The organism is Luteitalea sp. (assembly GCF_044337415.1).
Taxonomy (GTDB): Bacteria; Acidobacteriota; Vicinamibacteria; order Vicinamibacterales; family Vicinamibacteraceae; genus Luteitalea.
Map to the genome: position 1 here is coordinate 17,995 of NZ_JBIINP010000041.1, position 11,987 is coordinate 29,981.

The 11,987-nt window shown below is 71.5% G+C and carries 10 protein-coding genes and 1 pseudogene; 9 read left to right on the plus strand and 2 right to left on the minus strand.

What is annotated here, in order from left to right; genetic code table 11:
* Positions 1-170 precede the first annotated feature (170 nt).
* On the minus strand, positions 171-1,055 hold the full coding sequence (locus ACIRDX_RS09130; protein ID WP_396625116.1) for a sigma-70 family RNA polymerase sigma factor: 885 nt from the start codon (positions 1,053-1,055) through the stop codon (positions 171-173).
* Positions 1,056-1,378: 323 nt separating this feature from the next.
* Here ACIRDX_RS09130 and ACIRDX_RS09135 point away from each other — a divergent pair, with 323 nt between their 5' ends.
* The 4 genes from ACIRDX_RS09135 (at position 1,379) to ACIRDX_RS09150 (ending at position 4,600) form a co-directional block, all read left to right on the plus strand.
* On the plus strand, positions 1,379-2,923 hold the full coding sequence (locus ACIRDX_RS09135) for an ADP-ribosylglycohydrolase family protein (protein ID WP_396625107.1): 1,545 nt from the start codon (positions 1,379-1,381) through the stop codon (positions 2,921-2,923).
* Positions 2,924-3,751, plus strand: a complete 828-nt coding sequence (locus ACIRDX_RS09140; RefSeq protein ID WP_396625108.1) for an META domain-containing protein — start codon at positions 2,924-2,926, stop codon at positions 3,749-3,751. It begins immediately after the preceding gene.
* A 115-nt stretch (positions 3,752-3,866) separates the two neighbouring features.
* Positions 3,867-4,268 (plus strand): hypothetical protein, encoded by a 402-nt coding sequence (locus ACIRDX_RS09145; protein WP_396625109.1) that lies wholly within the window; start codon positions 3,867-3,869, stop codon positions 4,266-4,268.
* A gap of 5 nt (positions 4,269-4,273) precedes the next feature.
* Positions 4,274-4,600, plus strand: coding sequence for a cupin domain-containing protein (locus ACIRDX_RS09150; protein WP_396625110.1), 327 nt, complete (start codon positions 4,274-4,276; stop codon positions 4,598-4,600).
* A 110-nt stretch (positions 4,601-4,710) separates the two neighbouring features.
* On the opposite strand, the gene ACIRDX_RS09155 is transcribed toward ACIRDX_RS09150, so the two are convergent.
* Complete coding sequence (locus tag ACIRDX_RS09155; protein ID WP_396625111.1) at positions 4,711-5,598, minus strand: alpha/beta fold hydrolase; 888 nt, start codon at positions 5,596-5,598, stop codon at positions 4,711-4,713.
* 470 nt (positions 5,599-6,068) lie between these two features.
* Between ACIRDX_RS09155 and ACIRDX_RS09160 the strand changes: the two genes are divergently transcribed.
* The 5 genes and pseudogenes from ACIRDX_RS09160 to ACIRDX_RS09180 form a co-directional block, all read left to right on the plus strand.
* The gene (locus ACIRDX_RS09160) at positions 6,069-7,400 is read left to right on the plus strand and encodes a neutral/alkaline non-lysosomal ceramidase N-terminal domain-containing protein (RefSeq protein ID WP_396625112.1); all 1,332 of its coding nucleotides are present in this window, start codon (positions 6,069-6,071) and stop codon (positions 7,398-7,400) included.
* Positions 7,397-8,779: a DegT/DnrJ/EryC1/StrS family aminotransferase gene (locus tag ACIRDX_RS09165; protein WP_396625113.1), complete on the plus strand. Its 1,383-nt coding sequence runs from the start codon at positions 7,397-7,399 to the stop codon at positions 8,777-8,779. Before ACIRDX_RS09160 ends, ACIRDX_RS09165 begins: the two co-directional genes overlap by 4 nt.
* Positions 8,780-8,795: 16 nt before the next feature.
* On the plus strand, positions 8,796-9,542 hold the full coding sequence (locus ACIRDX_RS09170) for an ATP-binding cassette domain-containing protein (protein ID WP_396625114.1): 747 nt from the start codon (positions 8,796-8,798) through the stop codon (positions 9,540-9,542).
* Positions 9,543-9,546: 4 nt separating this feature from the next.
* Positions 9,547-11,082 (plus strand): ABC transporter permease/substrate-binding protein, encoded by a 1,536-nt coding sequence (locus ACIRDX_RS09175; RefSeq protein WP_396625115.1) that lies wholly within the window; start codon positions 9,547-9,549, stop codon positions 11,080-11,082.
* A 12-nt stretch (positions 11,083-11,094) separates the two neighbouring features.
* Positions 11,095-11,987 (plus strand): annotated as a pseudogene (locus ACIRDX_RS09180) (hypothetical protein); the annotation flags it as partial.

An 11,987-nucleotide genomic window follows, 5' to 3' on the forward strand; every position in this document is an offset into this window, starting at 1 on the left:
CGTCGACCGCCACGAACGGAAGGTGGTTCGTCGATCGCCACGAACCGCAGGTGGAGCCGTCGACCGCCACGAGCGGAAGTGTGGTTCGTAGCCGTCGGCCATGGCCGACGGTCAGTGATCTTCCCGGGAGCCGAGGCTTTCTGAGCCTTGTGCCCTGAGCCCTGAGCTTTCTACGCCAGGTGGTCCGGCAGGCCGAAGCGCGGGAACAGCGTCGCCGTGTCGAGGAAGAACGTCTGCGCGGCGACGGCGCCGCGCTCGACCTCGAGCACGCACAGGGCCCACGGTCGCCAGGTGCCGTCGTCGGCCGGCTTGTACTGCGCGAAAGCAGGCAGGCCGTTGGCGTCGACGCGAATGGTGCGCGAGCCGCGACAGGCCGCGCCGCGGCCGAGCAGCCACCCCACATACGACTCGCGGCCCCGCAGCCACAAGCTGAACGGCGGCATCGCCATGGTCGCGTCCTCGTGCATCAGCGCGGCGAGTGCGTCGACGTCGTAGCGCTCGAAGGCGTGTACGTAGCGGTCGACGAGCGCCTGCTCATGTGGCGACAGGACGCTGTCGGAGGGCGCCACCTCGCGCGTCGCCAGCGTGGCGCGCGCTCGCTGGAGCGCGCTGTTCACCGCCGCGACGCTCATGCCCAGGCCCTGCGACACCTCGGCGGCCGACCATCCCAGCACCTCGACAAGGAGCAGCACGGCTCGCTGGCGCGGTGGCAAGTGCTGCAGTGCCGCCACGAAGGCCAGCCGCAGGCTCTGCCGCAGCACCGCGCGCTCGTGTGGGTCGCCGTCTGCCGGCAGCGCCGCGACGTCGTGAATGGGCTCGATCCACGCCGTGGCCGGGAGCGGCGTGAGCGGGTCGTCGATGGTCCCGACCGGCCCGGCCTCGGTGGAACGCATGCGGCGCGACCTGGACGCGAGCATGTCGAGGCACACCCGCGTCGCGATGCGATAGAGCCAGGTACGGAGCGACGAGCGGCCCTCGAAGCTGTCGAGGTGCCGCCAGCCACGCACCATCGTTTCCTGCGCGGCATCGTCGGCATCGGTCACCGAGCCGAGCATGCGATAGCAATGGCCCCGGATGGCCGAGCGGTGCACTTCGAGATCGTCGATCGTGGGCACGTGAAGCAGGTCTCCTGAACCGTCGTGCGCATCCGACGGCAGTCGTGCGCCAAGTCTGACAGCTGTCGAGCCGGAAGGAGCTGGGAGCTCGGGGCTCGGGGCTGGGACAGGATGCACGGGGCTGGGCGCTTGGGGCTAGGCCGAATGCCGCCGCGCCCGCGTGCCGCCAGGCGAGACCCCGAGCCCCCAGCCCCAAGGCCCATCCTTGATGAGGCATGAGGCATGAGGCATGAGGCATGACGATCAGCTACCATCCCGTCCATATGCCCCTGCGTGCGTTCACTTCCGGAGCCCTGCTCTGCGTGAGCCTCTGCGTGCCCGTTGCGGTCGTGGCCCAGCCCGCCGCTCCATCGTCGGTGCGGATCCCGAAGGCCGTGTTGCGCGACAAGATTCGCGGCGGCTGGGCGGCGCAGACGATTGGCGTCACGTTCGGCGGCCCCACGGAGTTCAACTACAACGGCACGTTCATCCAGGACTACGAGCCGATTCCGTGGTACGCCGGGTACCTGAAGGAGACCTACGAGCGCTCACCCGGGCTGTACGACGACGTGTACGTGGACCTCACGTTCGTCGACGTCATCGAGAAGCAAGGCCTCGATGCGCCGGCCGACACGTTCGCGAAGGCCCTGGCGGGCGCCGACTACATGCTGTGGCACGCCAACCAGATGGCGCGCCACAACGTGCTGCGAGGCATGGCGCCGCCGGCCAGCGGGCACTGGCGCAACAACCCCGAGGCCGACGACATCGACTTCCAGATCGAGGCCGACTTCATCGGCCTGATGTCGCCGGGCCTGCCCAACGCCGCGAGCGCCTACGCCGACAAGGTCGGCCACATCATGAACTCGGGCGACGGCTACTACGGCGGCGTGTTCGTCGCCGCCATGTACGCCCTGGCGTTCGTCCACGACGACGTGCGGACGGTGGTGACAGGCGCGCTCGACACGATTCCGGCCGCGAGCCGCTTCCACAAGACGATCAGCGCGGCGATCCGCCTGCACGACGCGCACCCGACCGACTGGAAGCGCGCCTGGTTCGAACTGCAGCGCGAGTACTCGGAGGACATCGGGTGCCCCGATGGCGTGTTCGCGGCGTTCAACATCGACGCGCGCATCAACGCCGCCTACGTTGTCCTCGGGTTGCTGTACGGCAACGGCGACATGAGCCGCACCATCTCGGTCGCCACGCGTGCCGGGCAGGACTCCGACTGCAACCCCGCGACGGCGGCTGGCGTGCTCGGCACCATCCTGGGCTACGACCGCATCCCGGCGTACTGGAAGCAGGGACTCGCCGAGGTGGAAGGGCTGCCGTTCAAGTACACGACGATCTCGCTCAACGACGCGTACGGGCTCTCGTACAAGCACGCGCTCGAGGTGATCCGCCGCGCGGGTGGGCGCGAGGACGGCGACGCGGTCGTGATCCCCGTGCAGGCGCCCGTGGCCGTCGCGTTCGAGCAGAACTTCGAGGGGCACTTCCCCGTGGCCGAGATCAGGCTGGCGCGGGCGACGCAGGGGGCCGAGACGCGCTTCGCGTTCGACGGCATCGGCTTCGCCATCCAGGGCGAGGCGCGCAGCGAGGACGGCAAGGACCATGTCTTCCTCGTCGACGTGCTGGTGGACGACGTCAAGGTGGAGACCGTGGAGCTGCCGACCAACGTCAATCGGCGCCGCTTCATCCCGTTCTGGAGGTACGCGATGACCGACGGGCGTCACACCGTGCGCCTGGTGGTCCAGCGCAGCGAGGCGGGCGCGTCGCTGCGCCTGCAGCGGGCGATCATCTACGGCAGCGCGCCGAAGCGCCCGGAGATCTAGATGTCGACTGCCACCGGCTGCCCCACGCCACGACACGGATTCGCCAGCCCTGCGTGGCGCGGCCGGGCTGTCCTGGCCGCCCTCGGCATCGTGGCCGCGTCCCTCGGCACCGCGCCGGTCGCCGCGCAGCCGCCACCGGGGGCGGGCGCGCCCTCGTTCCGCGCCATGGGCAACGAGCCGGGCTGGACGCTCGACCTCGGCGGGGGCCGCCTGGTGCTCGTCGCCGACTACGGCGCGACGAAGGTCGACGTGCCCCTGCCCGTGCCCGTCCCGCTCGAAGCAGCCAGGCGCTACGTGACGAAGACGAGCGACGGCCGGGCGCTCGAGGTCACGCTGATCGATGTCGTGTGTGCGGACACGATGACGGGTATGCCCCGGCCCGTGACCGTCGAGGTGGCTTTCGACGGCCGCACCCTCAAGGGCTGCGGCGGCGATGCCACGGCGCTGCTGCGCGGCAAGACGTGGGTGGTCGAGGACATCTCGGGGCGCGGCGTCATCGACCGTGCCCGCGTCACGATGGTGTTCGGACAGAGCGGGCGCCTGTCGGGGGCCGGCCCCTGTAATCCCTTCCGCGCCTCCTACGTGCTGACGGGTGAGGGCCTCGCGATCACCATGCCGATCTCGGGCGTGCGGTCGTGCGCGGCGGCCCAGATGGCGCAGGAGACCGTGTTCCTCGAGGTGATGCGCGGCGTGCAGCGATTCGAGATGCGCCGCGATGGCGCGCTCGTGCTGCATGCGGCCGACGGCGGCACCATCACCGCGCGCGCCGAGGACCCCGTGCAGGCGGCACTGGATCAGGAAGCGAAGAAGAAGGCGAAGAAGAAGTAGCGCCGTCGCCGACCTCGCCGATTGATGTCGGTTGCATCGCTGACTTCTGGTGGTGCGTTGTCCGTGGCGCCCCACGCACCGTCCCGGTCTGGCCGGGCGGGTGCATCATGAGCAGGTGCGCAGGCGGCGGCAAACCACGGCAGCTACGGACGAGTCGGCGGGCGACGGCACCGAACGCCTGCACCACCGCGTGTACGTGGTGCGCCTGGCGCACCCGCGGCATCCCGATGTGCGCGACTGCTACTACGTGGGCATGACGGGCCTCACGGCCCAGGAGCGCTTCGAGAACCACAAGGCAGGCGTCAAGGCGGCGGCCGTCGTGCGCCGGTACGGCCTCGAACTGGCCTACGAGTGGTTCGACGACATCCCGCCGATGACCTTCGCCGACGCCGCGCAGTGCGAGCCCACCCTGGCCGACGAACTGCGCGATCGCGGCTTCGTCGTGTTCGGTCCGACCAACCGCCCGCCTCCGCCCGCGCCTCCGCGCGCGCGTCGGCGGGCCAGCAAGAAACGGTAGGCCCCATGACCTCGTCCAGCCTTCCCGCCGCCCAGGCCCTCGCGCTGCGCGACCTCGTCACGCCCACGGCGCACGGCATCGCCAGCCGCGTGCTCGCGAAGGCTCCGGGCGGCAACGTCACGCTGTTCTCGTTCGATGCGGGGCAGGGGCTCACCGAGCACACGTCGTCCTACGAGGCGCTGGTGCTGGTGCTCGAGGGGCACCTGGATCTCACCGTCGACGGCGCCTCGATCGCCGCGCCGGCCGGCGCCATCGTCCGCCTTCCGGCCGACGTGCCGCATGCGCTGGACGCGCCCGTCGCGACGCGGATGCTCTTGGTCATGGTGAAGTGACGGGAATCGGGAATCGGGAGTCGGGAGTCGGGAGTCGGCAGTCGAGGCTGTTGCCGCGACGCAGAGGTAGGGCGCGGTCTCCGACCGCGCCGCTGTCCATTCGTCTGTGGTCAGTTCGTCACGCCACCAAGCCAGGCGATCAGGTCCGCTGTGACCTCGTCGCGGTTGGTCTCGTTGACCAGTTCGTGGCGGGCGCCCGGATAGAGGCGCAGGGTCACCCGTGTGAGGCCGACGCCCACGTACACGTCGTGCAGGCGCCGCACGCCGCGGCCGCGCTCGCCGACGGGGTCCGCGTCGCCGGCGATCAGGTGGATCGGCAGCTCGTTGGGGATGCGTCGAAGCAGGGCCTCCTCCCCGAGCACGGACTTGCCCTCGAGGAAGTCGACCCAGGCCTGCGTCGTGAGCGGGAAGCCGCAGCGCGGCTCGGAGATGTAGGCGTCCACCTCGGCCGGGTCGCGCGACAGCCAGTCGAGGTCGGTGCGCGTCGGCGCGAAGTCGCGGTTGTACGAGCCGAACACCGCCTGCTGTACCCACGTGCTCGGGGTGCGCGCCCCGCGCCACCAGCGCTCGGCCCGCGCGAGCAGCCGGCCCGCATCCTCGAGCGCTCCCGGTGGCCCGTTGCTCCCACACAGCACGGCGGCGTCGTAGTCGCGGCCGTACCGGGCAATCAGCGTCTGCCCGACGAACGACCCCATCGAGTGGGCGAACAGGGCCAGCGGCACACCCGGGTACGCGTGCCGCAGCGCGAGCGAGACGTCGTGCGCTTCCTGCACGAGCGCCTCCCAGCCGCCCTCGTCGCCGAAGTGGCCGGTGCCGCCTGTGTCCATGTGCGCACCGTGTCCCCGGTGGTCGTGCGCCCACACCGCGTAGCCGGCCTCGTTCAACGCCGCCGCCAACCGGCCGTAGCGCGCGCCGTACTCGGCCATGCCGTGGACGATGTGCACCAGTGCGCGCGGGCCGGGCACGTCCCAGCGAGTGATCGGCGGAAGCTCGGGCATGGAAGACACAGTACAAGGGACAGGGGACAAGTACGCAAGTCACCAGGGAGCCAAGGGACGAGTGGCAAGGCGGCCAGAGACCAGGGACAAGGAAGCCCTCAGGACACGGGGACCGTGGCAAGGGACAAGGGACAGGTACGCACGTCACCAGGGAGCCACGGGACCAGTGGCAAGACGGCCAGGGACCAGGGACAAGGCAGCCCTCAGGACACGGGGACCGTGGACGAGGGGAGAGGGGGCGCGCGTCGTGGCGGCTGCCGGGCCTGCGGTGTGGCGACCCTCGTGCTTGCCTCTGGTCCCTCGCCGTCCTGGTCCCTCGTCCCACGACTCCCTCGTGACTCGCCTTCCTTGTCCCTCGTCCCTTGGCTTCCCCGTCCCTTGTCCCTCGACTCCCTTGTGACTCGTCCCCTTGTCCCTGGTCCCTTGGCATCCCCGTCCCCCCTTCGTCCCTTGTACAATCCGCGGCAACCGTGTCCCTCCATCGCCGAGCCTTCCTGACTGCCGCGGCCGTGGCCGCGCTGCGCCCGTGGCGCGTCGACGCGGCCGGCTGGCGCGCCGGCGTGGCCACCGTCGACATCACCCCGAAGACCTCGCTGTGGATGGCGGGCTTTGCCGCCCGCACACAGCCCGCGCAGGGGACCGCGCAGCCGCTCCATGCCAAGGCGCTCGCCATCGAGGACGCACGCGGGCGTCGCCTCGTGGTGGTCACGCTGGACCTGCTCGGCGTGACCGGGGCCATGGCGGCACGGATCGGCACTGCGGTGCGAGCCAGGTATCAGGTGCCGCGCGAGCGACTGCTGCTCGCGTCGAGTCACACGCACAGCGGGCCCGTGGTCGACACGCAGTTGCTCGTGGCCTACGACGTCACGCCACGGCAGATCGCCGATATCGAGGCCTATACCGCCTGGCTCGAGGGGCAGATCGTCGACGTGGTGGGCGCAGCGCTCAAGGCGCTCGCGCCGGCGACGCTGCATGCCGGCGAGACGACGACGGGCTTTGGGGCGAACCGCCGGGTGCAGTACACGCCCGAGGGACCCGTCGACCACCGCGTGCCGCTGCTGCGCGTCGACGTCGGCGGCACGCCCCGCGCGATCCTCTTCAGCTACGCCTGTCACAACACCACCCTGCAGGCCAGCAACGTCGAGTGGCACGGCGACTACGCGGGCGTGGCCCAGGCGGCGATCGAAGCGGCGCAGCCCGGCGTCACCGCGCTGTTCATGACCGGCTGCGGCGCCGACATCAACCCGAAGCCCCGCGGCACGGTGGCAGACGTCGAGCAGCACGGGCGGGCGCTCGCCAAGGCCGTCACGGGTGCCATGGGCAGCCTGCCGCCGATCACCGGCGACACGCGCGCGGCCCTCGAGTTCGTCGAGCTGCCCTTCGAGAAGGCGTTGTCGCCCGACGAGTGGAAGCAGCGCTTCGGGCTCGCCGACCCGTACGTAGCGCGCCACGCGCAGCTGATGGACACCATGAGGGCGCGCGACGGCAAGCTGCCGGCCAGCCAGCCGATCCCGCTGCAGGTCTGGCGGTTCGGGCGCGCGATCACGCTCGTCGCCCTCGGCGGCGAGGTGGTCGTCGACTACGCGCTGCGCCTGCGGCGTGAGCATCCCGACGATCACGTGTGGCCGGTCGGCTACGCCAACGACGTGTTCGGCTACGTGCCCTCGCGGCGGGTGCTGCAGGAAGGCGGCTACGAGGGCGGCGGCGCGCTGCTGTACTACGGTCGGCCGGGCCCGTTCGACGCCACCGTCGAGGATCGCATCTTCGAGGCGCTGGAGCGCCTGCTGAGGCAAACACGATGACCATCAACCGCGCTCGTCGCACGTTCCTCGGCACCGTCGCTGCCGGCGGTGTCTCGCTCGTCACCAGCCAGTCCGGTCAGGCCGCGTCGCAGGGCGCCTCCCAGGGCGCCGTCACGCGCGTGCCCGCGCCCACCGGCAAGCCCGCCGTCCTCGGCGGCACGCCGGTGCGCACGGCCGCCTTCCCGAGCTGGCCCGTGCAGGACGCGCGCGAGGAGCAGGCGCTCGTCTCGGTGCTCAAGAGCGGGCGCTGGGGACGAGGCGGCGGCTCGCAGGTGAAGGCCTTCGAGAGCGCGTATGCGACGGCAACGGGCGCGAGGCACTGCCTCGCGACGGCCAACGGCACGTCGGCGCTCCTCACGGTCCTGGCGGCCATGGACATCGGCGCCGGCGACGAGGTCATCGTGCCGCCGTACACCTTCGTCGCGACGGTCAACGCCGTGCTCGCGCTCAACGCGCTGCCGGTGTTCGTCGACACCGACATCGAGACGTTCCAGATCGACGCCACGAAGATCGCGGCGGCGATCACGCCGCAGACGCGGCTGATCCTGCCGGTGCACCTCGGGGGCTCGGTGGCCGACATGGACACCATCCTCGCCACGGCGGGCCCCAGGAACATCGCCGTCATCGAGGACGCCTGCCAGTCGCACCTCGCGCAGTGGAAGGGGCGGCACGTCGGCACCGTCGGCCGCGCCGGCTGCTTCTCGTTCCAGGCCAGCAAGAACCTCAACAGCGGCGAGGGCGGCGCGATCATCACCAGCGACAGGGCACTGGCCGACCGCGCGTTCGCCTTCCACAACAACGGCCGAGGCGATGCGGGCACCGACTTCTCGTACCGCCACACGGGCCTCAACCTGCGCCTCACCGAGTTCCAGGCCGCGCTACTGCTCGCGCAGATGACGCGCCTCGAGGCGCAGGCCACGCGCCGCGAGACCAACGCCGCGTACCTCACGAAGGGCCTGTTGCAGATCCCCGGCATCACGCCTGCGCGGATGTACCCGGGCGTGACGCGCAACGCGTACCACCTCTACATGTTCCGGTACGACGCCGCGTCGTTCGGCGGCCTCACGCGCGCCGGCTTCCTCAAGGCGCTGAAGGCGGAGGGCGTGCCGGCCAGCGGCGGCTACTCGCCGCTCAACAAGGAGCCGTTCCTCGCGGCCACGTTCGCGGGCACGGCGTACCAGCGCATCTACGGCGCGCCCGCGATGAAGGCCTGGGAAGAGCGCACCCGGACGCCGCAGAACGATCGCCTGTGCGAGCAGGCCGTGTGGCTCACGCAGACGATGCTCCTCGGCCCGCGCGAGGACATGGACCACGTGATCGAGGCCGTGGCGCGCATCCAGCGGCACGCGGGCGAGATCGCGCGGCAGTCCAACGACTGAGCCGCCCGCGCCACCCGTGTCTGCCGTCGCCGTCGACTTCCGGGGCGTCTCGTTCAGCCACGAGGACGGCACGCCCGTCCTCGACGGGCTGTCGCTGGCGATCGCGCCGGGCGAGGTGGTGTCGATCCTCGGGCGCAGTGGCGCTGGCAAGTCGACCGTGCTCCGCCTGGTCAACCGCATGCTCCTCCCCACGCGCGGCAGCGTCATCGTCGAGCACGCCGACACGCGCGAGTGGGACCCCATCCGGTTGCGCCGCCGCACGGGCTACGTGCTGCAGGATGGCGGCCTGTTCCCGCACATGACGGTGGCCCGCAACGTGGGCATCGTGCCCGAGCTCGAGGGCTGGGCGCCGCACGAGATCGAGGCGCGCGTGCGGGTGCTGCTCGACATGGTGGGGCTGCCGCCGCGCACGTTCGCGACGCGGTGGCCGTCTGAGTTGTCGGGCGGGCAGCGGCAGCGCGTGGGCGTGGCGCGCGCGCTGGCGGTGGATCCGCCCGTGCTGCTGATGGACGAGCCGTTTGGGGCGCTCGACCCGCTGACGCGCGCCGAGCTGCAGCAGGAGATGGCCCGGCTGCAGCAGCAGCTCCGCAAGACCATCCTGCTCGTGACGCACGACGTCGAGGAAGCCCTCCTCCTCAGCGATCGCGTCTGCATCCTCGACGATGGGCGGCTGCAGGCGTGCGTGGCAGCGGCTGCCTTCGATCACGCCGACGACCCGGTGATCGCCGCGCTGCGCGATGCTCGGCTGCGGAAGGACCGCTGACGCCGTGGACGTCATTCGCTTCTGGCTGGCGCATCGCGCCGAACTCCTCGCCCTGCTTGGCCAGCATGTCCTGCTGGCGGGCGTATCGACCCTGGTCGCCGCGGCCGTCGCCGTGCCGCTCGGGATTGCCGCGGCGCACCGCCCGCGGGTCGGCGCGCCGCTCGTGGCCATCGCCAACGCCGTGCAGACCATCCCGAGCCTCGCGATGTTCGGGTTCCTGCTGCCCCTGCCTTTCATCGGCGGCGTGGGGCCGCGCACCGCCATCGTCGCACTCACCCTGTACGCGCTGCTCCCCATCCTGCGCACGACCATCACCGGCATCACGGGCATCGACCGGACCGTGCGCGAGGCCGGCGTCGCGCTGGGCATGACGCCACGTCAGTTGCTGTGGCAGGTCGAGCTGCCGCTCGCCGTGCCGTCCATCGTGTCGGGGCTGCGCCTGGCGGCCGTGGTGGCGGTGGGATCGGCGACCATTGCCGCCGCCGTCGGCGCGGGTGGGCTCGGCGAGTACATCTACCGTGGCCTCGCGATGGTCGACACCACGGTGATTCTGGCCGGCGCGGTGCCCGCCGCATTGCTCGCGCTCGGCGTGGATGCCGCACTGTGGCTGGCGCAGCGTCGCCTGCAGCGGCGAGACCGCCAGGTGCATCTGCGTCGACGACACATCGCGACGATCGCCCTGGTGCTGCTGGCTGCCGGTGCGTGGGTGGCTGTCGCGTCGTTGCCGCGGCGCGAGGTGGTGGTCGGCTCGAAGAACTTCGGCGAGCAGCTGGTGCTCGGCGAGATCGTGGCGCAGGCACTCGAGCGCGAGGGCGTGCGCGTGCGGCGGCAGCTCAACCTCGGCGGCACGCTGATCTGCGACCGCGCCCTGCTGTCGGGCGACATCGACGTGTACGTGGAGTACACCGGCACGGCGCTGACGGCCGTCTTCAACCAGCCCATTGGGGGATCGCGCGATGCCGTGACCGCCGCGGTCCGCGACGCCTACGCCCGCACCGGGCGCGCGCTGCTCGCGCCGCTCGGCTTCGACAACACCTTCGCGATGCTGGTGCGGGGAGAGGACGCCCGCGCCAAGGGGCTGCGGACGATCGACGATGCCGCGCGCGAGGCCCCGGGCTGGCGCGCCGCGTTCGGGTACGAGTTCCTCGACAGGCCCGACGGCTTCGCGGGGCTGGCGCGCGCGTATGGCATCGCGCTGGCCGAGCCGCCGCGGGCGATGGACCTGTCGTTGACGTATCGTGCGCTGGCCGCCGGGCAGGTGGATCTCATCGCGGGCGACGCAACGTCGGGGCTGATCCGCGCGCTCGACCTGGTCGCGCTCGAGGACTCCCGGCACTACTTCCCGCCGTACGATGCCGTGCCTGTGGCGCGCGCGGAGGCGCTCCTGCGTGAGCCCAGGCTGCGCGCCGTGCTCGACGGACTGGCCGGCCGCATCACCGCCGCGCACATGCGCGAGATGAACTACCGGGCCGAGGCTCTCCGCCAACGCCCGGACCAGGTGGCCCGCGACTTCCTCGCCGGCCGCATTCCCGTGTCCTGACCCGGAGCCCTCGTGTCGCGTCCCCTTCGTGTGCTGCTCGGTTGTCTCGTCGTGTCACTCGCGTTCGCGCGCGCCGGCGTTGCCGCCGATCTCGTCGACCTCTCGAAGGCGACCGTCGTGGTCAGGCCCGACCCGCGGCCGACGGCCGAGCGCGCGGCGGCCGACGTGCTGGTGGAGGAGATCGAACGACGGCTCGGCGTCCGGATGCCGGTGGTCACCACCTGGCCGGCCTCGTCGACCGTGACGATCGCGATCGCGTCGGGGAGCGGCGCGGCACCCTGGCCCGGGGCGCCCGCAGCGCCGCCACGGCGCGACGCCGGCCGGGCGGCAGAAGGCTTCCAGGTGACGGTCACGCGCGAGGCGCGCGGCACCGTCGTGTGGGTGCTCGGCGCCGACGGTCGCGGCGCCCTCTTCGGCGTCGGCGAGGTGCTGCGCGCGTTGCGCTGGACGCCGGGCGCCACCGCTGGCCCTCGCGGCATCCCGGCGACGATGGACGTGGCGAGCGCGCCGGCGTACTCGATCCGCGGCCATCAGCTGGGCTATCGCCACCACTCCAACACGTACGACGCGTGGGACGAGGCCCGCTACGACCGGTACGCGCGCGAACTCGCGCTGCTCGGCGTGAACAGCATCGAGAACATCCCGTTCCAGGACACGCGCGTCAGCCCGCATTTCCCGCTCCCGCGCGAGGAGATGAACGTCGCCATCAGCCGCGTGTGCGCGCGGTACGACCTCGACTACTGGATCTGGGCGCCGGCCGACTTTGACCTGAACGACGCGGCCCTGCGAGCGAAGACACTCGACTCGCTGGAGGCGCTCTTCGTGAAGCTGCCGCGCATCGACCACGTGTTCGTGCCCGGCGGCGACCCCGGGCACAACCGCGCCGAGCTCGTGCTCCCGTGGCT

What these genes read in the sequence shown, in the direction of transcription:
- ACIRDX_RS09140 (WP_396625108.1), top strand. Translation starts at nt 2,924, where the DNA reads ATGTCGACTGCCACCGGCTGCCCCACGCCACGACACGGATTCGCCAGC.
- ACIRDX_RS09135 (WP_396625107.1), top strand. Translation starts at nt 1,379, where the DNA reads ATGCCCCTGCGTGCGTTCACTTCCGGAGCCCTGCTCTGCGTGAGCCTC.
- ACIRDX_RS09150 (WP_396625110.1), top strand. Translation starts at nt 4,274, where the DNA reads ATGACCTCGTCCAGCCTTCCCGCCGCCCAGGCCCTCGCGCTGCGCGAC.
- ACIRDX_RS09165 (WP_396625113.1), top strand. Translation starts at nt 7,397, where the DNA reads ATGACCATCAACCGCGCTCGTCGCACGTTCCTCGGCACCGTCGCTGCC.
- ACIRDX_RS09130 (WP_396625116.1), bottom strand. Translation starts at nt 1,055, where the DNA reads ATGCTCGGCTCGGTGACCGATGCCGACGATGCCGCGCAGGAAACGATG.
- ACIRDX_RS09155 (WP_396625111.1), bottom strand. Translation starts at nt 5,598, where the DNA reads ATGCCCGAGCTTCCGCCGATCACTCGCTGGGACGTGCCCGGCCCGCGC.